This is a genomic window from Nocardioides sp. HB32 (assembly GCF_054058995.1).
The window spans coordinates 3,793,340-3,819,889 of record NZ_JBSSBS010000001.1; the positions used below are offsets into that span (position 1 = coordinate 3,793,340).

The 26,550-nt window shown below is 71.2% G+C and carries 25 protein-coding genes; 10 read left to right on the forward strand and 15 right to left on the reverse strand.

Going from position 1 to position 26,550, the window contains the following annotated elements:
* Positions 1-72 precede the first annotated feature (72 nt).
* Positions 73-1,350, forward strand: coding sequence for a polysaccharide deacetylase family protein (locus ACVW2K_RS19075; RefSeq protein ID WP_197025222.1), 1,278 nt, complete (start codon positions 73-75; stop codon positions 1,348-1,350).
* A gap of 113 nt (positions 1,351-1,463) precedes the next feature.
* Positions 1,464-1,682, forward strand: a complete 219-nt coding sequence (locus ACVW2K_RS19080) for a hypothetical protein (protein ID WP_028636103.1) — start codon at positions 1,464-1,466, stop codon at positions 1,680-1,682.
* Positions 1,683-1,843: 161 nt separating this feature from the next.
* Here ACVW2K_RS19080 and ACVW2K_RS19085 read toward each other — a convergent pair whose 3' ends face one another.
* From ACVW2K_RS19085 to speB, 4 genes are all read right to left on the reverse strand, one after another.
* A complete protein-coding gene (locus tag ACVW2K_RS19085) occupies positions 1,844-3,064 on the reverse strand; it encodes a saccharopine dehydrogenase family protein (protein WP_457203600.1) in 1,221 nt (406 codons plus the stop codon).
* On the reverse strand, positions 3,057-4,490 hold the full coding sequence (locus ACVW2K_RS19090) for a gamma-aminobutyraldehyde dehydrogenase (RefSeq protein WP_457203601.1): 1,434 nt from the start codon (positions 4,488-4,490) through the stop codon (positions 3,057-3,059). Before ACVW2K_RS19090 ends, ACVW2K_RS19085 begins: the two co-directional genes overlap by 8 nt.
* A gap of 71 nt (positions 4,491-4,561) precedes the next feature.
* Positions 4,562-6,142: an amidohydrolase gene (locus ACVW2K_RS19095; RefSeq protein ID WP_457203602.1), complete on the reverse strand. Its 1,581-nt coding sequence runs from the start codon at positions 6,140-6,142 to the stop codon at positions 4,562-4,564.
* Entirely contained in the window at positions 6,139-7,140 is a 1,002-nt protein-coding gene (gene speB / locus ACVW2K_RS19100; protein WP_457203603.1) for an agmatinase, read from the reverse strand. Before speB ends, ACVW2K_RS19095 begins: the two co-directional genes overlap by 4 nt.
* 103 nt (positions 7,141-7,243) lie before the next feature.
* Between speB and ACVW2K_RS19105 the strand changes: the two genes are divergently transcribed.
* Both ACVW2K_RS19105 and ACVW2K_RS19110 read left to right on the forward strand, forming a co-directional pair.
* A complete protein-coding gene (locus tag ACVW2K_RS19105; protein WP_457203604.1) occupies positions 7,244-8,626 on the forward strand; it encodes an aspartate aminotransferase family protein in 1,383 nt (460 codons plus the stop codon).
* A 276-nt stretch (positions 8,627-8,902) separates the two neighbouring features.
* Positions 8,903-9,871 (forward strand): type IV toxin-antitoxin system AbiEi family antitoxin domain-containing protein, encoded by a 969-nt coding sequence (locus ACVW2K_RS19110; RefSeq protein ID WP_457203605.1) that lies wholly within the window; start codon positions 8,903-8,905, stop codon positions 9,869-9,871.
* A 48-nt stretch (positions 9,872-9,919) separates the two neighbouring features.
* On the opposite strand, the gene ACVW2K_RS19115 is transcribed toward ACVW2K_RS19110, so the two are convergent.
* The 4 genes from ACVW2K_RS19115 to ACVW2K_RS19130 are packed head-to-tail and all read right to left on the reverse strand — an operon-like array spanning position 9,920 to position 13,950.
* Complete coding sequence (locus ACVW2K_RS19115; protein WP_028636108.1) at positions 9,920-10,723, reverse strand: ABC transporter permease; 804 nt, start codon at positions 10,721-10,723, stop codon at positions 9,920-9,922.
* Positions 10,723-11,628: an ABC transporter permease gene (locus ACVW2K_RS19120; protein WP_457203606.1), complete on the reverse strand. Its 906-nt coding sequence runs from the start codon at positions 11,626-11,628 to the stop codon at positions 10,723-10,725. Before ACVW2K_RS19120 ends, ACVW2K_RS19115 begins: the two co-directional genes overlap by 1 nt.
* Positions 11,628-12,797 carry an ABC transporter ATP-binding protein gene (locus ACVW2K_RS19125; RefSeq protein ID WP_081790251.1) on the reverse strand — a complete coding sequence of 390 codons (1,170 nt, stop codon included), beginning with the start codon at positions 12,795-12,797 and terminating at the stop codon, positions 11,628-11,630. Before ACVW2K_RS19125 ends, ACVW2K_RS19120 begins: the two co-directional genes overlap by 1 nt.
* Complete coding sequence (locus tag ACVW2K_RS19130; protein ID WP_457203607.1) at positions 12,781-13,950, reverse strand: polyamine ABC transporter substrate-binding protein; 1,170 nt, start codon at positions 13,948-13,950, stop codon at positions 12,781-12,783. Before ACVW2K_RS19130 ends, ACVW2K_RS19125 begins: the two co-directional genes overlap by 17 nt.
* Before the next feature lie 163 nt (positions 13,951-14,113).
* On the opposite strand from ACVW2K_RS19130, the gene ACVW2K_RS19135 reads away from it, so the two are divergent.
* Complete coding sequence (locus ACVW2K_RS19135) at positions 14,114-14,587, forward strand: Lrp/AsnC family transcriptional regulator (protein WP_028636112.1); 474 nt, start codon at positions 14,114-14,116, stop codon at positions 14,585-14,587.
* Complete coding sequence (locus ACVW2K_RS19140) at positions 14,572-15,975, forward strand: NAD(P)/FAD-dependent oxidoreductase (RefSeq protein WP_457203608.1); 1,404 nt, start codon at positions 14,572-14,574, stop codon at positions 15,973-15,975. The genes ACVW2K_RS19135 and ACVW2K_RS19140 overlap by 16 nt, the downstream gene beginning before the upstream one ends.
* Before the next feature lie 3 nt (positions 15,976-15,978).
* Here the strand turns inward: ACVW2K_RS19140 and ACVW2K_RS19145 are convergent, their stop codons facing one another.
* Positions 15,979-17,409 (reverse strand): M1 family metallopeptidase, encoded by a 1,431-nt coding sequence (locus tag ACVW2K_RS19145; RefSeq protein WP_457203609.1) that lies wholly within the window; start codon positions 17,407-17,409, stop codon positions 15,979-15,981.
* 56 nt (positions 17,410-17,465) lie between these two features.
* On the opposite strand from ACVW2K_RS19145, the gene ACVW2K_RS19150 reads away from it, so the two are divergent.
* The 4 genes from ACVW2K_RS19150 to ACVW2K_RS19165 all read left to right on the forward strand — a co-directional run bounded on the left by ACVW2K_RS19150 (position 17,466) and on the right by ACVW2K_RS19165 (position 22,777).
* Positions 17,466-18,818 carry a rhodanese-like domain-containing protein gene (locus tag ACVW2K_RS19150; RefSeq protein ID WP_028636114.1) on the forward strand — a complete coding sequence of 451 codons (1,353 nt, stop codon included), beginning with the start codon at positions 17,466-17,468 and terminating at the stop codon, positions 18,816-18,818.
* A 157-nt stretch (positions 18,819-18,975) separates the two neighbouring features.
* Positions 18,976-19,830, forward strand: a complete 855-nt coding sequence (locus tag ACVW2K_RS19155) for a serine protein kinase RIO (RefSeq protein WP_028636115.1) — start codon at positions 18,976-18,978, stop codon at positions 19,828-19,830.
* A gap of 370 nt (positions 19,831-20,200) precedes the next feature.
* Positions 20,201-21,112, forward strand: a complete 912-nt coding sequence (locus tag ACVW2K_RS19160) for an LOG family protein (RefSeq protein ID WP_457203610.1) — start codon at positions 20,201-20,203, stop codon at positions 21,110-21,112.
* Positions 21,113-21,139: 27 nt separating this feature from the next.
* Entirely contained in the window at positions 21,140-22,777 is a 1,638-nt protein-coding gene (locus ACVW2K_RS19165) for a TIGR03767 family metallophosphoesterase (RefSeq protein WP_028636116.1), read from the forward strand.
* Between the two features lie 119 nt (positions 22,778-22,896).
* Here ACVW2K_RS19165 and ACVW2K_RS19170 read toward each other — a convergent pair whose 3' ends face one another.
* The 6 genes from ACVW2K_RS19170 to rlmN all read right to left on the reverse strand — a co-directional run bounded on the left by ACVW2K_RS19170 (position 22,897) and on the right by rlmN (position 26,535).
* Complete coding sequence (locus ACVW2K_RS19170) at positions 22,897-23,640, reverse strand: hypothetical protein (protein WP_028636117.1); 744 nt, start codon at positions 23,638-23,640, stop codon at positions 22,897-22,899.
* Positions 23,640-24,050 carry a hypothetical protein gene (locus tag ACVW2K_RS19175; RefSeq protein WP_457203611.1) on the reverse strand — a complete coding sequence of 137 codons (411 nt, stop codon included), beginning with the start codon at positions 24,048-24,050 and terminating at the stop codon, positions 23,640-23,642. The genes ACVW2K_RS19170 and ACVW2K_RS19175 overlap by 1 nt, the downstream gene beginning before the upstream one ends.
* 61 nt (positions 24,051-24,111) lie before the next feature.
* Positions 24,112-24,819 (reverse strand): hypothetical protein, encoded by a 708-nt coding sequence (locus ACVW2K_RS19180; RefSeq protein ID WP_457203612.1) that lies wholly within the window; start codon positions 24,817-24,819, stop codon positions 24,112-24,114.
* Positions 24,819-25,097 (reverse strand): hypothetical protein, encoded by a 279-nt coding sequence (locus ACVW2K_RS19185; RefSeq protein ID WP_036569282.1) that lies wholly within the window; start codon positions 25,095-25,097, stop codon positions 24,819-24,821. Before ACVW2K_RS19185 ends, ACVW2K_RS19180 begins: the two co-directional genes overlap by 1 nt.
* Positions 25,094-25,366, reverse strand: a complete 273-nt coding sequence (locus tag ACVW2K_RS19190; RefSeq protein WP_036569284.1) for an SAV_915 family protein — start codon at positions 25,364-25,366, stop codon at positions 25,094-25,096. The genes ACVW2K_RS19185 and ACVW2K_RS19190 overlap by 4 nt, the downstream gene beginning before the upstream one ends.
* Before the next feature lie 38 nt (positions 25,367-25,404).
* Complete coding sequence (rlmN, locus tag ACVW2K_RS19195; protein WP_028636119.1) at positions 25,405-26,535, reverse strand: 23S rRNA (adenine(2503)-C(2))-methyltransferase RlmN; 1,131 nt, start codon at positions 26,533-26,535, stop codon at positions 25,405-25,407.
* Between the last annotated feature and the right edge of the window lie 15 nt (positions 26,536-26,550).

Below are 26,550 nucleotides of genomic sequence, written 5' to 3' on the forward strand. Positions count from 1 at the left end.
TCACGCTCCTGTGACGTCGGATGACAGCGACGACAACCGTGCGCCGCGCCGGGGCGTCAGACCCTCGTGAGGGTGCGTCTCGTGCTCGTGGCACTGCTCGTGGCACTGGTCGCTGCCGTGCTGGTGCCGGCTCCTGCGACGGCTGCGCCGGCGCGCCCGTGCTCGCGCGGGCTGGTGGCGCTGACGTTCGACGACGGACCGCTCGCGTCGGTGACCCCGCGTGTGGTGCGGCTGCTGGTGCGGCTGGACGTGCCCGCGACCTTCTTCATGGTGGGCGACCGGGTCGCCGCACACCCCGAGCTGGTGCGGCTCGTCGACCGCGCCGGGTTCGCGATCGGCAACCACACCTGGGCGCACACCGACCTCACCACACAGACGCCTGCGGAGGCCCGGCACGCCCTCGTCACCACCCGACACGCGCTCCTCGACGCGGGCGTGCAGCCGACCGACCTCGCGCGCCCGCCGTACGGCGCCGTGGACGACCGGGTCCGGCGGGTGATGGCGGGCCTGGGCCTGGTGCCGACGCTGTGGACCATCGACTCGCGCGACTGGACCGGGCTGTCGCCGCGCCGGATCGCGAACGGCGTCGTCGGTCACGTGCGGCGGCACCGCATCAACGTCGTGCTCCAGCACGACGGTGTCACCAACTCCCCGGCCACGGTGCGGGCGCTGCCGCACGAGATCGCGACCCTGCAGCAGCGGGGCTACTGCTTCGCCTCGCTCGACGCCCACGGTGAGCCGGCCGCGCCGGTCCCGGTCATCTCGGTCTCCCCGGATCGGCGCCGGATCACGGAGGGCGACCGGGTGCGGCTCACCGTCCGGCTGGACCGGCCGACGACCCGGGCCACCCGGGTGCACACGGCGGCAGGGAGCGTGGAGGTCGCGGCCGGCCGTCAGGTCGCGCACCTCTGGTTCCGGGCCCCGCAGGACCGCGCCGACGAGAGACCGGAGGACGTCACGGTCTTCGCCGGCACCGTGGTCCGGGTCGTCGACGACGACCCGCCGCCCGTCGTCTCGGTCGTGGATGCGACCGTCACGGCCTCTCCCCTGGTGCCTGTGGCCGCCACCGTGGCGGTGCACCTGGACCGCCCCCGGGACCGGCCGACCCGGGTCGTCGTCCGGAGCGACCTCGGCCCGGCGCGGATCACGGTGCCGGCGTTCTCCCGGCACGGCGTCGGCACGGTGAGCGTCCCCGCCACGGCTCGTGGACGCGAGGTCGCCCTGCACGCCGCCGGCGCCTCGTCGGCGACCCTGACGATCGAGCCGTCCGGCCGGACGTGGCTCGAGGCCGCGCGGGCCGCGGTGGCGCGCGTGCGCTGGCCGGACGTGAGGGTGCGGCCGATCTTCTGAACGACCCGATCGGCTCCGGAGGACGCACGCGCGCGACGACGGAGCAGAATCGGATCCACACCGGTATCGCAACAATTGCGCCGGACAGCCGAAGGCCTGCGATACTGGAGCCGATGACAACTTCGCCCGGGGTACGCCGACACCTGGCCAGCAGCCCCTTCCAGCCCAAGCCCGAGCCGACGATCGAGGTCTACGCGGTCGACGACCTGGTCTCCCACGACTCCTACGGCATGGGTCGCGTCATCCAACTCGAGGCGGCGGCCGTGACGGTCGACTTCCGCTCACAGAAGGTGCGCATCACCAGCCCCTACAGCAAGATGGCCAAGCTGTAGGACGACGAGTGGGTCGCCCGGCGGTCAACCTGCCGTGACGACCCTGCTCCTCGTGCCCGGAGCCGGCGGCGACGCGTGGTTCCGGCATCCGCTCGTGCGGGCTCGGCGCGTAAGCGCCTCGGCGTCGAGCTCGAGGTCGAGCTCGCCGCCGGCCGGCTCTGCTAGAGCTCCTTCATCCCCCACGGGCTGCCGTACTCGGTGAGCAGCTCGAGGAACGGGACCGCGTCGAAGGCCTCCGGGCCGAGGACGCCGGCGCCCTGCCAGGTCCCGCGGGACAGCAGCTCGAGCGCCACCACCGGGTTGATCGCGGTCTGCCAGACGACGCACTGGTGCCCGTACTCGCGCATCGTCCACTCGTTGTCGACCACGTGGTAGAGGTACGTCGACCTCGCGGCGCCGTCCTTGCCACGGCCGGTGACCCACAGGCCCGCACAGGTCTTGCCCGTCATCCGCGGCCCGACCGTGGCCGGGTCCGGCAGCACGGCCGCGACCACGTCACGCGGTGACACCTCGACGCCCTTCACCCGCACCTTCTCCGTCGAGTCGAGACCGAGGGTGTGCAGCACCTTGAGGATGTTGATGAACTCGTCGCCGAGGCCGTACTTGAACGTCGCGCGCCTGCACTCCACCCAGCGCGGCATGAGGAGGACCTCCTCGTGCTCGACGTTCACGCACTCGACGGGGCCGATGCCCTCCGGGAAGTCGAAGACCTCCGGCTCGGAGAACGGCGGCGTCGTGAACCACTCCCCGTCCTGCCAGATGACGGGCGGGTTGAGGCACTCCTCGATCGTGGTCCACATCGAGAACGACGGCGCGAAGATCTCGTTGCCGTCGTCGTCGGTCACGACCAGGTTCGCCCCGTCGCGGGTGCCGAGCTCGTCGATCTCGCTGAACAGGTGGTCGGCGGCGTACCTCGCGAACACGTCGGACAGGCCCGGCTCGACGCCGATGCCGACGAGCGCGAGTCGGCCGGCCGCCTCCCAGTCGGAGGCGACCGCGAACTGCTCGTCACCGAGCTTCACGCCGGTCTTCTCGTACGGCGAGGTCGGGTGCGGCCGCGACAGCGACATCGCCATGTCGAGGTAGTCCGCGCCGGCGGCGAACGCGCCGTCGAAGACGGACATGTCGAAGACCGGGTCGACCGCGTTCATCACGTGCGTGATCCGGTGCTCGCGGCACAGCGCCGCCACCGAGTCGGCCGAGGAGGCATCGACCTGGGCGCCGAGGTACCTCTCGTCCTCGGCGGCCGCCTTCTCGGCACGCGACTCGTCGTAGTCGGCGATCACGATCACCTCGAAGAAGTCGCGACGAGCGGCGATCGCGCAGAACGCCGACCCGACACCGCCGGCACCGACGAGCAGGATCCGCATCGGATCACTCACCGATGTACGACATCACGTGCTTGATCCGGGTGTAGTCCTCGAGCCCGTACATGGACAGGTCCTTGCCGTAGCCGGAGTGCTTGAACCCGCCGTGCGGCATCTCGCTGATGAACGGGATGTGGGTGTTGATCCAGACGACGCCGAAGTCCAGGCCGCGCGACATCCGCATCGCGCGGGCGTGGTCCCTGGTCCAGACGCTGGAGGAGAGGCCGTACTCCACGCCGTTCGCCCAGCGGAGCGCCTCGGCCTCGTCGCTGAACCTCTGCACGGTCATCACCGGGCCGAAGATCTCGGTCTGGATCTGCTCGTCGTCCTGCTTCAGGCCGGACAGCACGGTCGGCTCGTAGAAGTAGCCGCGGTCGCCCTTGCGGGACCCGCCCGTCTGCACGCTCGCGTGGTCGGGCAGCCGGTCGACCATGCCGGAGACGCGGTCCAGCTGGTTCTGGTTGTTGAGCGGGCCGTAGTAGGTGCTCTCGTCGTCGGGCATGCCGGTCGGCATTCCCTTCGCGGCCGCGGTGAGCGCGGAGACGAACTCGTCGTGGATGCCCGGGCCCACGAGCACCCGGGTCGCGGCGGTGCAGTCCTGGCCGGCGTTGAACAGGCCCGCGCCGGCGATGCCCTCGGCGGCCTTCTCGATGTCGGCGTCGTCGAAGACGATCACCGGGGCCTTGCCACCCAGCTCCAGGTGGACGCGCTTGAGGTCGTGGGAGGCCGCCTCCGCGACCTCCATGCCCGCGCGCACCGAGCCGGTGATCGCGACCATCTGCGGGGTCTTGTGGGCGACCAGCGCGCGGCCGGTGTCGCGGTCACCGGTCACCACGTTGAGGACGCCGGGCGGCAGGAACTCCTGGGCGAGCTCGGCGAGCAGCGTGGAGCTCGCCGGCGTCGTGTCGCTCGGCTTGAGGACGATGGTGTTGCCGCCGGCGAGCGCCGGGGCGATCTTCCAGATCATCATCAGCAGCGGGTAGTTCCACGGCGTCACCTGCCCGACGACGCCGACCGGCTCGCGGCGGACCCACGAGGTGTGGTCGGCCATGTACTCGCCCGCGGACCGCCCCTCCAGGATCCGGGACGCGCCGGCGAAGAACCGGAAGTGGTCGGAGGCGTACGGCATCTCCTCGTCGAGCGTGATCTGGACTGGCTTGCCCGTGTCCCTGCACTCGACGGCGTTGATCTCGTCGACCCGGGACTCGATCGCGTCGGCGATCCTCAGCATCGCCTCCGACCGCTCCCTGGGCGTGCTGCTCCCCCATGACTCGAACGCCGCCGCGGCCGCGGCGTACGCCCGGTCGACGTCCTCGTCACCCGACTTGGGCGCCTGCGCGTACACCTCGCCGGTGGTCGGGTCGACGATGTCGTAGGTCTCCCCCGACACGCTGTCGACGAGCTCTCCGTTGATGACGTTCTTGAAGGTCTGGTCGGCCATGCGGGCGAGCCTAGTGATGCCGCAACGGAATCTGTAGGGGTTCGCGGCGTTCGCGCGCGGATTTCGTTGATTCAGGCCTCGTAGACAGCACTTCCGTCGATCCAGGTGGACACCACGCGCGCGGATCCGGTGTCCTCGGACGCCCCGGCGAACGGGTCGCGATCGAGCACGACGAGGTCCGCGACCGCCCCGGGCGAGACGGTGCCCGCGTCGTCACGGTGGTTCGCCCACGCCGACCCCGAGGTGTAGGCCGTGAACGCCTGCTCGAGCGTCAGCGCCTGCTCGGGCAGGAACGGCGCGGCACCGGCTCCCGGCTCGAGCCGGGTCACCGCGACCTGGATCGCCTGGAGCGGGTCCGGGGTGCTGACCGGCCAGTCGCTACCGGCCACCAGCCGCGCGCCCGCGCGGGCGAGGTCGCCGAACGGGTACTGCCAGCGGCTCCGCTCCGCCCCGAGGAACGGGATCGTCAGCTCGGCCATCTGCTCGTCGAGGCAGGCCCAGAGCATCTGCAGGTTCGCGGCGACGCCGAGCCCGGCGAACCGGCGTACGTCGTCGGGGTGCACCACCTGGAGGTGCGCGACGTGGTGCCTCCGCTCGGGAGACGTGCCCTCGAACGCGTCGAGCGCCTCGCGCACGCCGCGGTCGCCGATCGCGTGCACGTGCACCTGGAACCCGGCAGCGTCGAGCGCCTGCACGGCGTCGCGGATCGCCTCGGCGGTCAGGAACGAGTGACCGCTGTTGTCGGTCGGGTGGCCGCACCGGTCGAGGTACGGCGTGAGCATCGCGGCCGTGTAGTTCTCGGCGACGCCGTCCTGCATGATCTTCACGGTCGTCGCGCGGAACCGTCCGCTGCTCATCGTCTCCCGGCGGCCGACCAGGTCGGCGACCTGCTCGACGCCGAGCCGCCGCTCCCACCAGAGCGCGCCGACGACGTACGACCTCAGGTCGCCGTTGGCAGCCGCGGTCTGGTACGTCGAGGCCGGGTCGTCCATGCCGGAGTAGGCGCCGACGATCGCGTCCTGCCAGGACGTGACGCCGACCGAGTGCAGGTAGGACTGCCCGGCCATCAGCGCGGCGTAGTAGTCCTCCCCGGTCGTGCGCGGGAGGTGGCGCGACACCAGCGCGGTCGCGCCCTCGTGCAGGGTGCCGCTCGGCCGGCCGTCGGCGTCGCGCTCGATGCGGCCGTCCGGCGGGTCGGGCGTGTGCTCGTCGATGCCCGCGATCTCGAGCGCTCGGCTGTTGACCCACGCGCCGTGGTGGTCGCGGTTGGGCAGGAACACCGGCCGGTCCGCCACCACACCGTCGAGGTCGGCCGCGGTCGGCGTGCCGCCCGGGAACGCCGGCATCGCCCAGCCGCCACCGAGGATCCACTCGACGTCGGGGTGGCTGTCGGCGTACTCCCTGATCGCGCGGAGGTACTCCTGGCGGGTCTCGGGCTCCGACAGGTCGCAGCGCAGCCGTTCGAGGCCGCCCTGGATCGGGTGCACGTGCGCGTCGGTGAACCCGGGCGAGACGAAGGGGGCGTCGACGACCTCGTCGCCGGACAGCCCCTCGCCGACCGCGACGATCCGGCCGTCCTCCACGAGGACGTCGGCGCGACCGAGGTGGCGGCGGCCGTCGAAGACGGCACCGGCCCGGAAGAGGATGCTCATCGGCCCTCCAGCAGCGGGCCCGCCGGGTCGTGGGAGATGCCGTGCCTGCGGGCAGCCAGCCCGGACAGGGCCTCGAGGCAGACGCGGTTCGCGAGGTACGCCGTGATCTCGGCGTGGTCGTACGGCGGCGACACCTCGACCACGTCGATGCCGGCGACCGGGAGCTCGCGGCAGATCCGGCGTACGGCGTCGAGCAGCTGGCGGCTGGAGAGCCCACCCGGCTCCGGCGTACCCGTCCCCGGTGCGTGGCCCGGGTCGCAGACGTCGATGTCCACCGAGAGGAAGACGGCGTCGCACTCGTCCAGCGCGATCTCGAACGCCTCGTCGAGGCAGGCGTCGAGGCCGCGCTTGCCGATCTCGGTCATCTCGTAGGAGCGCATGTCCTGCTCGGCCATCCAGTCGAGCGTCTCGGGGCCGGGCCAGTAGCCGCGCAGGCCCATCTGGAGGAAGCGGTCCCCGCGCAGCGCGCCGGACTCGATCAGCCGGCGCATCGGCTGGCCGTGGCCGTAGAGCGAGCCGAACTCGATGTCACCGGTGTCGGCGTGCGCGTCGAAGTGGATCATCGAGACCTTGCCGTAGCCGTGGTGGCGGGCGACGCCGGTCGCGTCGGGCAGCGCGATCGAGTGGTCGCCGCCCAGGACCAGCGGGATCGCGCCCGCGGCGGAGACCCGGTAGACCGCCTGCTCGAGGGCGCCGAGCGCGCGCTCGATCTCACCGGGCGGCATCTCGACATCGCCGGCGTCCACGACGCGGAGGTCCCGGAGCGCGTCGACGCGCAGCGCGAGGTGCGGGCGGGAGCCGTCCTGCGGGAGGTAGTCGGTCTGCCGGATCGCCATCGGCCCGAAGCGGGTGCCGGGCCGGTGCGACGTACCGCCGTCGAACGGCGCACCCACGACCACCACGTCCGCGCCCGCCAGCGCCTCGGCGTCGTCGAGGTCGACGGGGTCGACCCCGAGGAAGGTGATGTCGGGGCCGAACTGCGCGCCGTACCGTGTCATGCGCACATCCTGTCACGTCGATCACGACGGATTCCGCGCAAATCACCCCTTCACGCGACGGATTCACTTGCAATTGGCGTAGCCGACCGAGCATCATGGAGGCATGCACTCGGACACTCACCCGGACTACGAGCACCTCCAGCGCGCCGCGAAGGACCACCTGTGGATGCACTTCACGCGGCACTCGTCGTACGAGAACGCCGACGTGCCCATCATCGTCCGCGGTGAGGGCGCCTACATCTACGACGCCCAGGGCAAGCGCTACCTCGACGGCCTGGGCGGGCTGTTCGTGTCCCAGCTGGGCCACGGCCGCACCGAGCTCGCCGAGGCGGCCGCCGCGCAGGCCAAGGAGCTCGCGTTCCACCCGCTGTGGTCCTACGCGCACCCGAACGCGATCCTGCTCGCCGAGCGGATCGCGGGCTACGCGCCCGGCTCGCTGAACCGCGTCTTCTTCAGCAGCGGCGGCGGCGAGTCCGTCGAGACCGCCTGGAAGCTCGCGAAGAACTACTTCAAGCTCACCGGCAGGCCGATGAAGCACAAGGTGATCTCACGGGCGATCGCCTACCACGGGACCACCCAGGGCGCGCTGTCGATCACCGGGCTGCCGCCGTTGAAGCAGCAGTTCGAGCCGCTGGTGCCTTCGACGTTCCGCGTGCCGAACACCAACATCTACCGGGCGCCGCTGTTCGGCGACGACCCCGAGGCGTTCGGGCGCTGGGCCGCCGACCAGATCGCGGTCGCGATCGAGAACGAGGGCCCGGACACCGTCGCCGCCGTCTTCCTCGAGCCGGTGCAGAACGCCGGCGGCTGCTTCCCTCCCCCGCCCGGCTACTTCCAGCGGGTCCGCGAGATCTGCGACGAGTACGACGTCCTGATGGTCTCCGACGAGGTCATCTGCGCCTTCGGCCGGCTGGGCCACATGTTCGGCGCCGAGCGCTACGGCTACGAGCCGGACATGATCACCTGCGCCAAGGGCATCACCTCGGGGTACGCCCCGCTCGGCGCGATGATCGCTTCCGACGAGCTGATGGAGCCGTTCCTCGAGGACGGCGCGATGTTCGCGCACGGCTACACCTTCGGCGGCCACCCGGTCTCCACCGCGGTCGCGATGAAGAACCTCGACATCTTCGAGGAGGAGAAGATCCTCGAGCACGTCCGCAGCAACGAGGACGCCTTCCGCGCCACCCTCGAGCGGCTGCGCGACCTGCCGATCGTCGGCGACGTCCGTGGCGACGGGTACTTCTACGGGATCGAGCTCGTCAAGGACAAGGCGACCCGCGAGACCTTCACCGACGAGGAGTGCGAGCGGATCCTGTTCGGCTTCGTCTCCAAGCAGCTGTTCGCCGAGGGCCTCTACTGCCGCGCCGACGACCGCGGCGATCCGGTCATCCAGCTCTCTCCCCCGTTGATCTGCGACCAGCAGCACTTCGACGAGATGGAGCAGGTCCTCCGCGTCGTCCTCGACAAGGCCTGGTCGCTCCTCTAGGCCGAGTCGGCGCAGTCTCAGTCTGCCCGCCCGCCGAGTCGGCGCAGTCTCAGTCCTCCCGCCCGCCGAGTCGGCGCAGTCTCAGTCCTCCCGCCCGCCGAGTCGGCGCAGTCTCAGTCCTCCCGCCCGCCGAGTCGGCGCAGCCTCAGTCCCGCCGCCCGCCGAGTCGGCGCAGCCTCAGTCCCGCCGCCCGCCGAGTCGGCGCAGTCTCAGCCGTCATCCACAGGCGACGACGCTCCGTGGTGACGGGTGCCCCGGGAGGGGCAGGCGAGATGCATGACGAAGAGATGGCTGGACCGCCTCGACGGCCTCCCTCGGGGTGTGCCGTTCACGACCGCGACGGCCCGCTCGGCCGGCCTCAGCTACCAGGCGCTGTCGTACCTGACGCGGACCGGCGCCCTGCGGCGCCCGGTGGCCGGGGTGTACGTCGACGCGGCGGTGCCCGACACCATCTCGATGCGCTGCGATGTGGTGCGCCTCGTCGTACCACCGGACTGCTTCATCTGCGATCGGACCGCGGCGTGGCTTCACGCCGGAGACCGGGCGCTGGGGCCGGGCGAACATCTCGCCGTACCAGCCCTCTGCTGCTTCCGCCCCAGCGATGGTGGCCGCCTGCGCAACTCCCTGACCGACAGTGGCGAACGCGAGATCGCGCCGCACGACCTGATGCAGCTCCACGGCCTCACCGTCACGACGCCGTTGCGAACAGCGCTCGATCTCGGACGCCTGCAGCCCACGCGCGACCTGAGGCTGCACGGAATGGACAGCATGCTCGGGCTCGGCGCCTTCGGTCACGACGAGCTGCTCGCTGAGGTGCCCCGGTTCAACCGGCGGCGCGGCGTCGTCCTCCTCCGCGTGCTCGCACCGCTCGCCGACCCCGGCTCCCAGTCGTTCGGCGAGTCAGCCCTGCGGCTTCGCTGGTACGACGCCGGACTGCCCGCTCCGCGCACCCAGATCCCGGTGGTCGTGGGCGAACGAGTCCTGTACTACATCGACATGGGTCTCGAGGAGCTCGGCATCGGCGCGGAGTACGACGGCGAGGCGTGGCACTCGAGCCCGGAGCAACGTGAGCACGACACCGTACGGCGGGCGCACCTGATCGACGTGGAGCGCTGGCAGATCGAGGTGTTCCGCCGTGAGCACGTCTTCGGTCACCACCAGGACGCCGACCTGCGACTGAAACGCCTCGCCGAGTCGGCGCAGTCTCAGCTGAGACTGCGCCGACTCGGCATCGATCGAGACTGAGACTGCGCCGACTCGGCATCGCTCGAGACTGAGACAGCGCCGACTCGGCTAACGGGTGGCGAGCTTGGCGGTCCGGCGGCGGGAGTTGACCTCGCTGCCGACCACGATCAGCACCGAGACCATGAACATCAGCGTGCCGATGACGTTGACCTGCATCGGGATGCCGCGCTGGGCGACACCCCAGACGTACATGGGGAACGTCGTGGTGTTGCCGGCGTTGAGGTTCGTGACGATGAAGTCGTCGAAGGACAGCGAGAACGACAGCAGCGCCGCGCCCAGGATGCCCGGGAAGACCAACGGGAACGTGATCCGCCAGAACGTCTGCCGCGGTGTCGCGTAGAGGTCCATCGCCGCCTGCTCGAGGTTGTCGTCCATGCCCGCCAGGCGGGCGCGCACCGTGACGACGACGAACGACAGGCAGAACATGACGTGCGCGATGAGGATCGTCCAGAAGCCCAGCTGGCCGGCGAAGCCCGCCGCGACGAACAGCGCCAGCAGAGAGGAGCCCATCACGATCTCGGGTGTCGCCATCGGCAGGAAGATCAGCAGGTTCATCGAAGACCTGCCGAGGAAGTCGTGCCGGACCAGGGCGAAGGCCATCAGCGTGCCGAGGATCGTCGAGCCGATGGTCGCCAGCAGGCTGATCTGGATGCTCGTCCCCAGCGCGTGGCACATGCCCTCCGGCTCGCACGGGTTCAGCCAGTTGTGCAGGGTGAAGCCGTCGAAGCGGTAGATGAGCTTGCTGCTCGGGTCGTTGAAGCTCATCAGGACGACCACGAAGATCGGGACGAACGTGTAGAGCAGGATCAGGATCCCGAGGATCAGCACCAGGTGATCGCGCAGCCACCGCATCAGAGGAGCTCCTCCGTGCCGGCCCGGCGCACGTAGAACAGCACCATCGCGACGATCAGGATCATCAGGATCATCGACAGGGCACCGGCCGCCGGGTAGTCGTTGGCCTGCGTGAAGAGGTTCTGGATCACGTTGCCGACCATCCGCTGGTTCGGGCTGCCGAGCAGCTGGGCGTTGATGTAGTCGCCGGCCGCCGGGATGAACGTCAGCAGCGTGCCGGAGACGACACCGGGCAGCGACAGCGGCCAGGTCACCTTCCAGAAGCCGACGAACGGGTTCGCGTAGAGATCGCTCGACGCCTCGATCAGGCGGTGGTCGATCTTGTCGATGCTGGCGAACAGCGGCAGCACCATGAACGGCAGGAAGTTGTAGACGATGCCGCAGATCACGGCGAACGGCGTGGCGAGCAGCCGGCCGTCAGGCCCCAGCAGGTGCACCGCCCGCAGCGAGTTCACGATGAGGCCACCGTCGGCCAGGATCAGCTTCCACGACAGCGTGCGGACCAGGAAGCTGGTGAAGAACGGCGCGATGACCAGCACCAGCATGAGGTTCTTCCAACGGCCGGCCTTGAACGCGATCGCGTACGCCAGCACGTAGCCGAGGACCAGGCAGATCAGCGTCGCGAGCCCGGCGTACCAGAGCGAGCGGAGCAGCGGCTCCCAGTAGTCCTGGATCGCGTGCCAGTAGTTGGAGAACTGGTAGCTCATCTCGTAGCCGCTGAACACCGACCCGCCCGGGTCGTACAGGCTCGTGGCGACCAACGAGTAGAACGGGATGACGAAGAACAGCGCGAGCCAGACGACTCCCGGCACCAGCAGGACGTAGCCGGTGAGGCCGCGGCGCCGACTCGAGTCGTCGGAGGCGGGAGCGGTCGTCACCGGCGCCGTGCCGGCGGTGCTGGCCATCAGTCCGTGCCTTCCTGGGCCCCGGCCCTGGCGTCCTGGCTGGCATCGAGGAGGAAGGCGTAGTCCGGCCGCCAGGACAGGTCGACCTGCTCGCCGGAGCGATAGATCCGCCGGTGGCCGGTGTTCTGCGCAAAGACCTGGAGCTCCTGGCCCCACGGCATCCGGACGAGGTACTGGGTGCTGACCCCGACGAAGCTGACGTCGCTCACCACACCCCCCGGCACCGAGTTGCCGGGCGCATCGAGCTGCTCGCCCGGGTCGCCGATCAGCACCTTCTCCGGGCGGATGCCGATCCAGCCCTTGTCGCCGTCGGCGTGCGAGCGGGCCGCCGGGACCGACACGTCGATCCCGTGCATGTCGACGGTGACCAGGTCTCCCGAGCGGCCCTTGATGGTGCCCTCGATGAGGTTCGACTGGCCCAGGAAGTTCGCGACGAACGTCGTGCGCGGGTTCTCGTACAGCTCCTCGGGAGCACCCATCTGCTCGATGACGCCGGCGTTCATGACCGCGACCGTGTCGGCCATGGTCATGGCCTCCTCCTGGTCGTGGGTCACGTGGATGAACGTGAGGCCGACCTCGGTCTGGATCCGCTTGAGCTCGATCTGCATGTTGCGCCGGAGCTTGAGGTCGAGTGCGCCGAGCGGCTCGTCGAGCAGCAGCACCTCGGGCTTGTTGATCAGCGCCCGGGCCAGCGCGACCCGCTGCTGCTGGCCGCCCGAGAGCTGTGCCGGCCGCTTGCGCGTCTGGCTGTCGAGCTCGACCAGGGACAGCATCTCCTTGACCTGCGCGTCGACGTTCCCGGCCTTGCGCCGCTTGAGGCCGAAGGCGACGTTCTCGTAGATGTCGAGGTGCGGGAAGAGCGCGTAGTTCTGGAAGACGGTGTTCACCGGGCGCTTGTAGGGCTTCGCGTAGGTGATGTCCTGGCCGGCCAGCGTGATCCCGCCCGAGGTGGGCGTCTCCAGGCCGGCGACCATCCGCAGGGTCGTCGTCTTGCCGCACCCCGACGGGCCGAGGAGGGCGAAGAACGAGCCCCGGGGTACGTCGAGGTCGAGGTCGTCGACCGCCGTGAAGGCGCCGAACGACTTGGTGAGGTTCTCCAGCCGCAGTCCGTCGAAGGACGCGCGCGCCGGCGCCCTCCGCTCCTGCGCCACGTCAGCCGACGATGACATCGTTGAAGTCTCCTTCGTACTGCTGGGACTGCTGGTCGGTCAGGGGCATGAAGTCGAACGCGTCCACGAGGTCCTCGTTGTCCGGGAAGATCAGCTTGTTGTCGACGAGGGAGGGATCGATCTTCTCCATCTCCTGCTTCGCCCCCTCGACCGGGCAGATGTAGTTGACCCAGGCGGCGAGCTTCGCCGCGACCTCGGGCTCGTAGTAGTAGTTCATCCAGGCCTCGGCGTTCGCCTGGTGCTCCGCGAGGTTCGGCACCATCATGTTGTCCGCCCAGAGGGAGAGCCCCTCCTCGGGCGTGACGAACTTGATGTCGGGGTTGTCGAACTGCGCCTGGATCACGTCGCCGGACCACGCCTCGCAGGCGACGATGTTCCCCGCCGCGAGGTCCTGGATGTACTCGTTGCCGGTGAACGACCGGACCTGGCCGCTCGCGACGACCTCCTGGAGCCGGTCGATCGCCTTGCTCCACTCCGCGTCGGTGAACTTGTCGGGATCGGCGCCGACGACGCGCAGCATGAACGCCATCGTGTCGCGCATCTCCGAGAGCAGCGTCATCCGGCCCTTGAGGTCGGAGCGGGTCAGCAGCTCCTCGAAGCTCTTGACCTCCGGCACCTTCGCGGCGTTGTAGGCGATGCCGGTCAGGCCCGCCTGCCACGGTGCGTGGAACTTCAGGTCCTTGTCCCACTGCCGGTTGCGCAGTGGCTCGATGAGGTTCTGGTGGACGTTCGGGATCTTGTCCGCATCCAGGGGCTGGATCCAGCCCAGCCCGATCATCCGGGCCGCCATCCAGTCGGTCATGATGATCATGTCCCGGTTGATGGTCTGGCAGGACCCGAGCTGGTTCTTCACCTTCGCGAAGAACTCCGCGTTGTCGTTGATGTCGTCGGTGTAGTCGACCTCGATGCCGGTGCGCTCGGTGAACACCGACGCGGTCGACGTCGACTTCTTGCGCGGGTCGATGTACGCCGGCCAGTTCGAGACGATGACCTTCTTCTCGGTGTCCGAGAGGTCGGTCGCCCGGCAGTCTGCCGGGACCTGCTTGGCACCGGAGACGCCGAAGAGCGGGAGCTTGAGCGCCGCCAGACTGACGCCGGCGAAGGCAACGGCGCCGCCTCCGTGGAGCAGTCCCCTGCGGGTCAGTCCGGTCATGCGGCTCCTATCGCGAAGGCAGCTGGATCCCTCGGATCGTGTCACGTGGACGCCCTCGCGACAAGCGAAACCGTCGATCCGAAACACGCTCGCAACGAAATCGCTTGTCCACACGCCGCGAAGACCTTTGACCCGCCTGCGCCGATGGGGAACCATCACGCCCATGACCAGGAAGCCCGGACGTCCCGCGACGCAGCTCGACGACGTGTCCAAGGCGATCATCGAGCAGCTCCAGCAGGACGGGCGCCGTTCGTACGCCGCGATCGGCAAGGTGGTCGGGCTCTCCGAGGCCGCGGTCCGCCAGCGGGTCCAGCGGCTGATCGAGAGCGGCGTGATGCAGGTGGTCGCGGTGACCGACCCTCTGGAGCTCGGGTTCGCCCGCCAGGCGATGGTCGGCATCCGGGTCACGGGCGCCCTCGAGCCGATCGCCGACAAGATCGCCGAGCTGAACGAGGTGGACTACGTCGTGGTGACCGCGGGCTCCTACGACCTCCTCGTCGAGGTCGTCTGCGAGAGCGACGAGCACCTGCTCGAGCTGATCTCGGAGCGGATCCGCGCGATCGAGGGGGTCGCCGCGACCGAGACCTTCATGTACCTGCGACTGCGCAAGCAGACCTACTCGTGGGGTGTCCGCTGAACCTGACGGAGAAGGACCCGCACTGGGAGCGCCTCTCGCTGTGGCACGACACGGTCATCACGGACTGGTCGCCCCGGGCCGGCCTGCGTGGGGACACGGACGCCGACGTGGCGATCGTGGGAGCCGGTTTGACCGGCCTGTGGACGGCGTACTACCTCGCCGAGGCGGACCCGTCCCTGCGGATCGTCGTGCTCGAGGCCGAGACCGCGGGGTACGGCGCGTCCGGCCGCAACGGCGGCTGGTGCTCGGCCCTCTTCCCCGCGTCGCTGTCGACGCTGGCAGGGATGTCGGACCGCGACGGCGCACTCGCGCAGCACCGGGCGATGCGCGAGACCGTCGACGAGGTCGCTCGCGCGGCGGCTGCCGAGGGCATCGACGCGGATCTCGCCAAGGGCGGCACCATCGTGCTCGCCCGCAGTCGCGCCCAGCTGCGCCGGGCACGTCGGGAGGTCGCCGAGGCCCGCACATGGGACCGCGACGAGGACGACCTACGGTTGCTCGGCAAGGCCGAGGCGCAGGCCGTGCTGCGCGGCACCCGCACGGTCGGGGCGACGTACACCCCCGACTGCGCCGCGATCCATCCGGCCAAGCTCGTGCGGGGGCTGGCCGACGCGGTCGAGCGCCGCGGGGTCACCATCCACGAGCGCACGCGGGTGCACGCCATCGCGCCGGGCCGGGCGCACACTGCCGACGGCGACGTCCGGGCGCGCACGGTGATCCGGGCGACCGAGGGCTACACGGCGACGCTGGCCGGGCACGAGCGCGCGATGATCCCGGTCTACTCGCTGGTGATCGCGACCGAGCCGCTCTCCGCGTCGACCTGGGACGAGATCGGGCTCGCGCGGCGCGAGACGTTCAGCGACCACCGGCACCTGATCGTCTACGGGCAGCGCACGGCCGACGACCGGCTGGTGTTCGGCGGCCGGGGCGCGCCGTACCACTTCGGATCGCGCACCAAGCCGGAGTTCGACCAGGACCAGAAGGTGTTCGCGCGGCTCTACGCCACCCTCATCGACCTGTTCCCGGTGCTCGAGGGCACCCGTGTCACGCACGCGTGGGGCGGCGCGCTCGGCATCCCCCGCGACTGGTGCGCCTCGGTCGGCCTGGACCGCGAGACCGGCGTCGGCTGGGCCGGCGGGTACGTCGGGGACGGGGTGAGCACCACGAACCTCGCCGGCCGCACGCTGCGGGACCTGGTCCTCGAGCGCGACACCGAGCTCGCCCGGCTGCCCTGGGTGGGGCACCGGTCCCGCGCCTGGGAGCGTGAGCCGCTGCGCTGGCTGGGCATCAACGCCGGGCTGCGCGCGATGACGCTCGCCGACGCCGAGGAGTCGGTGACCCGCCTCCCCAGCCTGGCCGCCAAGGTCGTCTCGCCGCTCCTCGGTTAGCCGTCAGCCGAGGCCGTTGGCCGCGGTGTCCGCCGGCTTCGAGTCCGAGTGCAGCCAGGCGTCGAAGAAGCCGGTCAGGTCCGCGCCGCTGACCGACTCCGCAAGCGTCTCGAACTCGGTCGTGTCGCCGTTGCCGCCCTGGTGGTCGGTGACCCACTGGTGGATCAGCTCGGAGAAGTGCTGGTCGCCGATCCGGTTGCGCAGCGCGGCAAGCGCCATCCCGCCGCGGTCGTACACGAACGACGCGAAGATCGGCCCCACGCAGTCCTCGTGGTCCGGGCACGGGTCCGCGACCTCGTGGTTCCAGAACGCGTCGCCGGCAGGGATGTCGCCGTACTCGTCGCGCATCAGCTCATCGGTCGTCGGACCGCCGTGCGTCTCGGTGTAGAAGTTCTCGAAGTAGGTCGCCCAGCCCTCGTTGAGCCAGATGTCCGTCCAGCCCCGGACCGCGACCGAGTCGCCGAACCACTGGTGCGCGAGCTCGTGCACCACGGTCCGCACGGCGCCGGGGCTGTCGCCCATGAAGGGGTACGTCGGGCGGGTCTGGTTCTCCAGCGCGAAGCCGACGGGCAGCGCGGTGGTCAGCCCCCCGGCCTCGGCGAACGGGTAGTCGCCGATGACGCCCTCGAGCCAGTGCAGCAGCGTCGGGGTCTGCTTCATCAGCCCCATGGCCACCTGCCGCGACGTGGTGCCCAGGCCCTTCGAGACCGCGACGTACCAGGGCCGTCCGCCCGCGTGGCCCCTGGCGATCTCGTAGGAGCCGGCCGCGAAGAACGCGAGGTAGGGCACCATCGGCTCGCCCGCCTCCCACGTCGTGGTGGCGAGGCCGCGCCGCACGGTGCGTCCGACCTGGCGGCCGTTCCCGACGACCTGCTTCTGCTTCGGCACCGTGATCGACATCCGCACCGTCGACCTGTCGAGCGGGTGGTCGTTGGCGGGGAACCACCAGGGCGCCATGTGCGGCTGGTTCATCGCGACGACCTCGTGCCGGTCGGCGAGCCAGTTGCTCTCGCCCGCGTAGGAGTAGTGGCCGGGCGCGCCGGCGTAGCGCACGACGACCCGCGCGGACTCGCCGTCCGCGAGCGGAGCGTCGATCGACAGCTCGTGGTGGGTCTGGTCGAACGGGGCGCGGTGCCCGTCGACCTCCACCCGCGACACCGGCAGCAGGAAGTCGAGGTCGAACCCGGACAGTGCCTCGGTCGCGGTCAACCGCAGGGCCGTCCACCCGGAGAGCCGCCCGGAGGCGAAGCGGTAGCGGTCGTGGATGTCGTAGGACTGCACGTCGATCCCGCCGTTCCCGTCCAGCGGGAAGTACGGGTCACCGATCCCCGGGGCGCCGTGCGGCGCGGCGGCGTACGACGCCGGCGAGCCGGCCAGCGAGGAGACCGCCAGACCGGCGGCGACAGTGAGTGCGAGCACGCGGCGTCGGGTCACCTCGGCATGCTATAACTTTAGTAAGTCACTCGACTTTAAGAAGAAGGAGTACGCCGATGCAGGTCGTCACGCTGGAGATCCCGGAGCTCGGCAACCGCTCCCACCTCGTCCACGACGGGGTGCGCGCCCTGGTCGTCGACCCGCCCCGGGACGTCACGGTGGTCGAGCGCGCCGCCGAGGCGGCCGGCGTCGAGATCGCGGCGGTGGCCGACTCCCACGTGCACAACGACTACCTGTCGGGGGCGCTCGCGCTGGCCCGGCGGCACGGCGCCGACTACCTCCTCGCCGCCGACGAGCCGGTCCGCTTCGAGCGGGTCGGGGTCCGCGACGGCGACGTGGTCCCCGTCGGGCGGCTCGACGTGACCGTCGTGGCGACGCCCGGCCACACCCGTCACCACCAGGCCTTCCTGGTCCGCCACCACGACGAGCCGACCGATCCGGCGGCGCTCTTCAGCGGCGGCAGCCTGCTGCGCGGCACCGTCGGCCGGACGGACCTGGTCGACGACCGGCTCACCCACGACCTCGCGCGTCAGCAGTGGGCCAGCGCGAGGTTGCTCGGTGCGCTCGACCCGGCCACGACCTTGCACCCCACCCACGGCTTCGGCAGCTTCTGCGCGGCCGCACCGGCCACGGACGGCGGCCGGACCGTCGGCGACCAACTGCGCACCAACCCGGCGCTGACCACCAACCGCGAGCGGTTCGTCGCCGAGCTGGTCGCCGGGTTCGGACCGGTCCCGTCGTACTACGGTCACATGGCCCCCTTGAACCGGGCCGCCGCCGGCGCCGGTCTCCCCCGGCCGGCCCGTCCCGTGACGGCCGAGCAGGTCACCGACGCCGTGCTCGCCGGGGTGTGGGTCATCGACCTGCGGTCCCGCGATGCCTTCGCCCGGGGACACCTGCCGGGGACGGTCAGCGTGGAGTACGGCACCCAGTTCGCGACGTACGTCGGCTGGCTGGTGCCGTGGCACGACGACCTGGTGCTGCTGTGCGACCGGCCCGAGGAGATCGAGCGGGCGCTGACCGACCTGGCGGCGATCGGCATCGACGGGCCCGACACGCACGTGCTGGACACCGGGTCGGCGCTCACCGCGACGTACCGCCGCGCCGGGTGGCAGGAGTACCTCGAGGCGGCCGGACCGAAGGTCGTCGTCGACGTGCGGCAGCAGCACGAGTTCGACGCCGGGCACCTGCCCGGCGCGCTGCACGTCCCGGTGCAGGACGTCGACGTCCGCGGCCGGGACCTGCCGTCCGGCGAGCTCTGGGTCCACTGCCGGTCGGGCTACCGCGCGGGCATCGCCGCCAGCCTGCTGCACCGGATGGGCCGCAGCGTCGTCCACGTGGACGACGCGTGGGACCGGGTCGTCGAGCTGGCCATCCCGACCGTCGCGACCGGCGGTGTCGCGGCGTAGCGGCGTAATTCGGTTGCCCGTCCCGGGCCGGGCCGGAAGGATCGCACCAGCGTCCGGACCGGCCGGGTGCTCCACGAGAGGAGGCGCGACATGTCCACGACTGTTGCTGGCCTGTCCGCAGACCGCCTCCTCTCCCACACCTGGAGCACCACCACCGATGTCCCACGACTTCTCCGAGACCTCTGATCTCGACCCCACCTTCGTCTTCGAGTTCCAGACCTACGACGAGGTCGGCGACGGCCAGCGCTGGTCGACCTGGCTCAGCGTGGAGCCGCTCTGCCGCGGCCCGGAGCCCCGCCCCGACTGGGTGGTGACCTCGCAGGCCGCGGTCGACACCGAGCTCGGCATCCTCAAGACGGGCAAGGAGGCCGACGCGTTCCTGCTCGAGCGGGCGGTCCCCGGCAGCGACGCCCCCGGTGAGTCCGTCGTCATGGTCGCCAAGCGCTACCGCGGCGAGGACCACCGCGACTTCCACCGATCCGCGGCGTACACGGCCGGCCGGAAGGTCCGCAACAGCCGCGACAACCGGGCGATGGTCCGCAAGTCCGCACACGGCCGGGCGGTCGCCGCCGGGCAGTGGGCGTGGGCCGAGTGGCAGGCGCTCGTGCGCTGCCACGGGCTCGGTCTCGCGGTCCCCTACCCGGTCCAGATCGACGGCACCGAGCTCCTCATGGAGTGGATCACCGTGGACGGCGAGACGGCGCCCCGCCTGGCGCAGACCCGGCCCGGCGAGGACCTGCTGGCCTCGTACTTCGACCAGGTCCGCGACTTCCTCTCCGAGCTGGCGCGACACGGACTGGTGCACGGCGACCTGTCGCCGTACAACATCCTCGCCGCCGGCGAGCAGCTGGTCGTGATCGACCTGCCGCAGATGGTGGACCTGGTCGGCAACCCGGAGGGCATGGACTTCCTGCTGCGCGACTGCACGAACGTCTGCTCGTGGTTCCGCGCGCGGGGACTCGCGGTCGACGAGCACGACCTCTTCGGAGACCTGATGTCCCACGCGTTCTGAGCTGCCCCAGCCCGAGCCTGCGAGGGCTGGGAATCAGCAGCCAGGTCGAGTAGCCGCGCGAGCGAGGAACGAGCTCGCGACCGGCGTATCGAGACCGACCTGCCCCACCGGGTCTCGATACGCCGCCGCTCGTCCCTCGCGACGGCTACTCGACCAACGACGAGAGAGCCCCACCGGGTCTCGATACGCCGCCGCTCGGCCCTCGCGACGGCTACTCGACCAACGACGAGAGAGCCCCACCGGGTCTCGATACGCCGCCGCTCGTCCCTCGCGACGGCTACTCGACCAACGACAGCTGGGATCCGGTCGCCATCAGGGACCGAGGAAGGGTGGGAGGTCGCCACCGGCGCCGTCAGACTACTGTCGCGGCGTGAAGCCACGCGCCGTGCCGTCGACGACCGAGCTCGGGGTGGAGCAGTGGTTCGCCGACCACCCGGAGATCCCGGTCGACACCACGCGCGAGGCGCTCTACACAGCGCGCGAGCTCTACGACACCGAGCGGTACGCCGACTCGCTGGACGCCCGCGCCCACGCCTGGTCGGGGTCGCCGTTCACGCGCGACGCGGCGCTGGCCAGGGCGCTGCACGACCACGCGATCGACGTCGCGCTCGAGGACTGGGTGTCCGGTCGCCGGCTGGTCGGCGTGATGGGCGGGCACCGGCCCGAGCGCGACCAACCGGCGTACGCCGACGCCGCCCGCCTCGGCGCCGGGCTGGGCCGGGGCCTGGTCGTCGCGACCGGGGGCGGCCCGGGCGCGATGGAGGCGGCCAACCTCGGCGCGCAGTTCAGCGACCGTCCCGACGACCTGGACGCGGCTCTGGCGATGCTGGCCGAGGTGCCGTCGTACCGCCCGTCGGTCGACGCATGGGTACGTCGGGCGTTCGACGTGCGGGAGCGGTTCCCGAGCGAGGTCGACACGCTCGGCATCCCCACCTGGCACTACGGCCACGAGCCGCCGAACGCCTTCGCGTCGGCGATCGCGAAGTACTTCAGGAACTCCACGCGCGAGGCGATCCTGCTCCAGGTCTGCGACGCCGGGATCGTGTTCCTCCCCGGCGTGGGCGGCACCGTGCAGGAGGTGTTCCAGGATGCCTGCGAGAACTACTACGCCGACGCGGCGACGGTGGCGCCGATGGTGCTGGTCGGCGCGGCGTACTGGACCGAGGAACTCCCGGCGTGGCCGCTCCTCGAGCGGCTCGCGCGCGGCCGGCCGATGGAGGGCCGGGTCCACCTCGTCGACTCCCCCGCCGAGGCCGTGAACCTGCTCATTCCGGGGACGTGAACGCGCGGCGAACCCTAGATTGACGCGGTGCAGATCTCTCGTCGCGACCTCCTCCGCTCCTCCGCCGCCGTAGCCGGCAGCGCCACCGTCCTGAGCGGCGTCGGCGGGCTCTCCGCCGCTGCCGTCGCCGGCACCGTCCACCCGGTCGGACGCGTGGACGGCGGCGCCCTGACCACGCGCCAGGCGGTGCTCGTCCGAGGTACGCCGGGTGCCGGCGGGTACGGCCCGGTCGTCACCGCCGCGGGTGAGTCGTGGCTGGTGCGCTCCGACCTCGGCACCAAGCCGAAGCGGGGCCGCGCGAAGCGTCGCAAGCCGCTGGTCGCGTTCGCCCAGGTCAGCGACGTCCACCTCGTCGACTCCGAGTCCCCGATGCGGGTCGAGAACGCCGAGTCGTTCAGCAGCTCGGCGTACCGCCCGCAGGAGTTCCTCACCCTGCACGTCGCGGAGTCGATGGTCCAGGGCATCAACGCCGTGAAGAACGGTCCGGCCACCGGCAAGCCGATCGCGTTCACGCTGCAGACCGGCGACAACGCCGACAACGCGCAGTACAACGAGGTCCGCTGGAACATCGACATCCTCGACGGCGGCGCCATCACCCCGGACTCCGGCGACCACACCAGGACGGAGAGCGTCGCGGAGACCGACCCGGCGCTGTACGACGTGATGTTCTGGCATCCCGAGGGCACGCCGGCGGGGCTGGTCGACGACGACCCGCGCACCAAGTACGGCTACCCGACCATCCCGGGGCTGCTCACCAAGGCCCGGGCGCCGTTCGACGCCACCGGGCTCGACATGCCGTGGTACAGCGTGATCGGCAACCACGACAAGCTCGTCCAGGGCAACAACCATCCGGACGACTCCAGCCAGTCGCGGGCGACCGGGAACCAGAAGACGCTCAGCACCAAGAAGCTCACCGTCACCGCCGACCCCAACCGCCGCGAGCTGAGCACCGCCGAGATCGTCGACGAACACTTCACGACGACCGGCTTCCCCGTCGGCCACGGCTACACCGAGGACAACCGCGCCGACGGCACGGCGTACTACACCTTCGACAAGGGCCTGGTCCGCTTCGTCGTGATGGACACCGTGAACGCGAACGGCGGTGACGACGGCTCGCTGAGCAGGTCCGAGTTCGCCTGGATCAAGGACGTCATCGCGTCGTCGAAGCGCAAGCTGCTGGTCTTCTCGAGCCACCACCCGTCGTGGAGCATGGTCAACACCCTGGAGGGCGACGTCGACCCCGGCCCGCGGGTCCTCGGCACGGCACTGGTCGCGGAGCTGCTGAAGCACGACAACGTGATCGCCTGGATCAACGGCCACACCCACACGAACAACATCAAGGCGCACGTCCGCAAGCGGAAGGGGCAGGTCGTCAACGGCTTCTGGGAGGTCAACACCGCCTCCCACATCGACTGGCCGCAGCAGGGCCGGGTCGTGGAGATCGCGGACAACAAGGACGACACGCTCTCGATCTTCTGCACGATGCTCGACCACGCCGCGCCCACCGCGTGGTCGCCGGACCAGCTCGACGAGCCGATCCAGCTCGCGGCGCTGTCCCGCGAGCTCGCCGCGAACGACTGGCAGGAGCGCAACCGCGACCGCCGGGGCGCGCGCACGGCGCGCAACGTCGAGCTGGTGGTGCGGACGCCGAGGTTCCTGCGCTGAGCGAGGCGGCGCGGCGCCCGACGTAGCGTCCCGCAGGGAAGCTCGTCCACGGCGCCGACGCCAGGAAGCGGTGCTGGCCGGACGGCGGATCGACGTGGCGCCGCGGTGAACGTCTCGTGCTAGCTGCGCCGGATCTCCGCGACCACCTCGGGCGTGCCCATCCGCGCTCGCACGCCGGGGTCGACCAGGCACCGGGCGACCAGCTCGGCGACGACGACCGGGGGCTCGGCCAGGTAGCGGCTGTCGACCGCGAGGACGCCGGCGGGGGCGCTCGGCTCCCGACGCCACAGCCACCGGGTGCGGACAACGGGCTGCGGCGGCGGGCCGCTCAGCGTCAGCGCCAGCGGCTCGCCCGGCACGACACCGGAGACGTGCTCCCACGGGACCGACCAGCTGACGGCCTCCTTGCGCTGCTCGATGCCGCTCGGCGTGAGGTAGAGCCCGCCCGGCGCCACCCGGCCGCGCACGGCGGCGACCAGCGGCGTGGCGAACCCGATCGCGATCACCAGCAGCACGACCCGGGTCGCGATCTGGTCGGCGACCAGGCTGCCGGCCAGCGCCCAGAGGGCGAGCAGCACGGGCACGACCACCGACAGGACGAACGGCACCGGCGAGCGCAGGAACGCCGTGGCGGACGCGCCGGACGGCGCCTCGGCCGTCGTGAGGCCGGGCCGGTGGCGGACGTACCAGCTGTCGAAGCCGACGAGCGCGAATCCACCCGCGGCGACCAGGAGCAGCAGAGTGCCGCCGACGAGCCCGAGCGTGCGGTCCCTGGCGTACCCGACCACGGCTGCCCCGAGCAGGGCCAGGAGGATGTAGCCGAGGGCGTAGACCAGGTTGCGGCCGTTGCGTGCGTCGCTCATCAGCCGAACAGCCCTCCGATGCCGTCGACCACGGCGCCCGCGCCGTCCGCGATCGCGCCGCCGGTGTCCTCGAGCGCGTCGACACCGGAGTCGACCGCCGCGCCGACGTCCGGACCGTTCTCGAACAGCGAGTCGATCGCGCCGGAGGTGAAGATGCCGACGCCGGCACCGACGACCGCCCCGGCCGCCGTACCGACGCCGGGCACCGGGACGAAGCTGCCCACGACCGCACCGGTCGCGGCGCCGGCGCCGACCGAGGCGAGGAAGCCGCCGGCGCCGGACGCCGTCGCCTGGACGGGGTCCTCGCCACCGGCGATGTCGAGGCCGATGCCGGCGATCGCCAGCGCACCGCTGCCCTTGAGCGGGATCGACTTGCCGGCCTTCGCCAGGTCGTCGGCGCCCGCGGCCATCTCGTCGGCGTTCCTCGCGGTCTGGCCCCAGTGGTCCAGGTCGTCGTACAGCCGGCTCAGGTCACCGGGGTCGGCCCGGAGCCGGGAGAGGTTCTCGGCGGCGAGATCGCCGAAGTACCGCGAGGTGCCGCGCAGGGCGGGAGGCGTTGAACTCCATGACCCCGCCCGCGAAGCCGCCCGCGATGTCGGCCGCATTGAGCACCCAGTCCGGTCCCTCGAGCCCGCGGTACTCGTCCTGCAGGCCCTGCGTGGCGGCCGTCAGCTCCGAGCGCGTCTCGGCGGCGTCGGCCGCGGCCTTGTTGTAGGCGCGGATCTTGTCCTGCTGCTCGTTCCAGGCGTCCACCGCGGCGTTGTAGGCGTTCGCCGCCTCCGGCGAGATCGGGCCGGTCGGCGGCGGTCCCGGGTCGGCGGGGCCGGCGCCGGGCTCCTGGATGAGGTACGCCGTGACGACCAGGCCGGCGCCCTGCGCCGTTCCCCTGATGTCGGCCATCCGGTTCTGGAGGTTGGCCAGCTTCGTGGCGAAGGCGTCCAGGGCGCCGGCGACCCCGGAGGCGGCAGAGGCGAGCGCGTCGGCGCGACCGACCGCGGTGCCCATCGTGCCCGCGAACGTGCTGCCGGTCTGGCCCTGCCAGTCCGACGCCGCGGTCGACCGCGCGGCCGCGAGCGCGTCGGCGCTGGACGAGACGGCCTTGCCCAGGGAGCTGCGCAGCCAGTCGGCCGCGGCCTCGATGGAGCCGGGCGAGCCCTTGATCTCGGTATCGACCGGCATCACGGCTCTCCCGTCAGGAAGCCCTGCTGGACGCCGAGGTCGACGTCGAGGAACGACGTCGCCGACATCCGCACCTTGCCGCTCGCCGCGGCCAGCCCCTCGCTGAGACCGGCGGCGCTCTCGCTGACCCGGGCCAGGAGCGCCTCGACCATCGCGGTCGCCTCACCGGCGTCGACGCCGGCAGGTGCCGACCCCGCCGTACCGTCCAGGTCCGTCCGGGCGTGGTCGAGGCTGGTCGCGATCGACTCGGCGGTCGCCCACGTCAGGTCGATGGTCACGACGCCTCCACGCGGGCAGGACGCTGGTCGAGGAAGATCAGGTCGTACGGCGCGGCGTCGTACGCGCGCTGCAGGTCCGGGACCGTCAGCAGTACCCAGGGCGAGTCGGAGCGGTAGTACTCGACGAGCCGGTCGAGCGCGGAGTACACGAACAGCGCGACCCGACCATCGTCCGTGCGGTGCACCGCCAGCCGCGTCTCGTCGCCCTCGCCCGGCGCCAGCGTGGGTGCGTACACCACGGGCGGGAAGGGTGGGCGGTCCGTCGTCATGCGGCGAGCGTTCCCGGCGCGGCTGGTGGGGAAACCGCTCAGGCCTCGGTCGCGGCGAGCTGTCCGCAGGCCCCGTCGATCTCGCGGCCGCGGGTGTCGCGGACCGTCGTCGGGATGCCCTTCGCCTCCAGCCGGCGCACGAACTCGCGCTCGTCGGCCGGCTCGGACGCCGTCCACTTCGAGCCGGGGGTCGGGTTGAGAGGGATCAGGTTCACGTGGACCCAGCCCCAGTCGCCGCGCGCGAGCAGGACGTCGGCGAGCAGGTCGGCGCGCCAGGCCTGGTCGTTGATGCCGCGCATCATGGCGTACTCGATCGAGACGCGACGCTTGGTGACCCGGGCGTAGTTCCACGCGGCGTCGACGGTCTCGGCGACCGAGAAGCGCGTGTTGATCGGGACCAGCTCGTTGCGCAGCTCGTCGTCGGGGGCGTGCAGGCTGAGCGCGAGCGTGACCGGGATGCCCTCCTCGGCCAGCTGGAGCATCCGGGGCACGAGGCCGACCGTGGAGACGGTGACGCCGCGGGCGCTCATCCCCAGGCCGTCGGGCTGCGGGTCGGTGAGCCGTCGTACGGCGCCGATCACCGCGCGGTAGTTGGCCATCGGCTCGCCCATGCCCATGAAGACGACGTTCGAGACCCGGCCCGGACCGCCCGGCACCTCGCCGCGGGCCAGCGACCGCGCAGCGGCCACGACCTGCTCGACGATCTCCCCGGTCGACATGTTCCGCTGCAGCCCGCCCTGCCCGGTGGCGCAGAACGGGCAGGCCATGCCGCAGCCGGCCTGGCTGGACACGCAGACGGTGGCCCGATCGGGGTAGCGCATCAGGACCGACTCGACGAGCGCGCCGTCGAAGAGCTTCCAGAGCGTCTTGCGGGTGGTGCCGCGGTCGGCCTCCATGGTGCGCAGCGGCGTCATCAGCGTCGGCAGCAGCGCGCCGACCAGCTCGTCGCGCTGGCCGGCCGGGAGGTCGGTCATCTCCGCTGGGTCGTCGGTCAGCCGGGCGAAGTAGTGGGTGGCGAGCTGCTTGGCCCGGAAGCCCGGCAGGCCGAGCTCCTTGACCCACTCGACCCGCTCGTCGGGTGTGCAGCCGGCCAGGTGCCGCGGCGGCTTCCGCCGCCCGACGGGCTCGTCGAAGACCAGGGGAAGGGGGGTGCGCTCGTCGTCGGACATCAGACGCCGATCATC

Coding starts and splice junctions, on each gene's coding strand:
- ACVW2K_RS19080 (WP_028636103.1), top strand. CDS start 1,464: ATGACAACTTCGCCCGGGGTACGCCGACACCTGGCCAGCAGCCCCTTC.
- ACVW2K_RS19115 (WP_028636108.1), bottom strand. CDS start 10,723: ATGCGGTGGCTGCGCGATCACCTGGTGCTGATCCTCGGGATCCTGATC.
- ACVW2K_RS19150 (WP_028636114.1), top strand. CDS start 17,466: ATGCAGGTCGTCACGCTGGAGATCCCGGAGCTCGGCAACCGCTCCCAC.
- speB (WP_457203603.1), bottom strand. CDS start 7,140: ATGACACGGTACGGCGCGCAGTTCGGCCCCGACATCACCTTCCTCGGG.
- ACVW2K_RS19180 (WP_457203612.1), bottom strand. CDS start 24,819: ATGCCGGTCGATACCGAGATCAAGGGCTCGCCCGGCTCCATCGAGGCC.
- ACVW2K_RS19105 (WP_457203604.1), top strand. CDS start 7,244: ATGCACTCGGACACTCACCCGGACTACGAGCACCTCCAGCGCGCCGCG.
- ACVW2K_RS19135 (WP_028636112.1), top strand. CDS start 14,114: ATGACCAGGAAGCCCGGACGTCCCGCGACGCAGCTCGACGACGTGTCC.
- ACVW2K_RS19110 (WP_457203605.1), top strand. CDS start 8,903: ATGACGAAGAGATGGCTGGACCGCCTCGACGGCCTCCCTCGGGGTGTG.
- ACVW2K_RS19175 (WP_457203611.1), bottom strand. CDS start 24,050: ATGGCCGCGGGCGCCGACGACCTGGCGAAGGCCGGCAAGTCGATCCCG.
- ACVW2K_RS19090 (WP_457203601.1), bottom strand. CDS start 4,490: ATGGCCGACCAGACCTTCAAGAACGTCATCAACGGAGAGCTCGTCGAC.
- ACVW2K_RS19170 (WP_028636117.1), bottom strand. CDS start 23,640: ATGAGCGACGCACGCAACGGCCGCAACCTGGTCTACGCCCTCGGCTAC.
- ACVW2K_RS19095 (WP_457203602.1), bottom strand. CDS start 6,142: ATGAGCATCCTCTTCCGGGCCGGTGCCGTCTTCGACGGCCGCCGCCAC.
- ACVW2K_RS19190 (WP_036569284.1), bottom strand. CDS start 25,366: ATGACGACGGACCGCCCACCCTTCCCGCCCGTGGTGTACGCACCCACG.
- ACVW2K_RS19125 (WP_081790251.1), bottom strand. CDS start 12,797: ATGTCATCGTCGGCTGACGTGGCGCAGGAGCGGAGGGCGCCGGCGCGC.
- ACVW2K_RS19120 (WP_457203606.1), bottom strand. CDS start 11,628: ATGGCCAGCACCGCCGGCACGGCGCCGGTGACGACCGCTCCCGCCTCC.
- ACVW2K_RS19155 (WP_028636115.1), top strand. CDS start 18,976: ATGTCCCACGACTTCTCCGAGACCTCTGATCTCGACCCCACCTTCGTC.
- ACVW2K_RS19130 (WP_457203607.1), bottom strand. CDS start 13,950: ATGACCGGACTGACCCGCAGGGGACTGCTCCACGGAGGCGGCGCCGTT.
- rlmN (WP_028636119.1), bottom strand. CDS start 26,535: ATGTCCGACGACGAGCGCACCCCCCTTCCCCTGGTCTTCGACGAGCCC.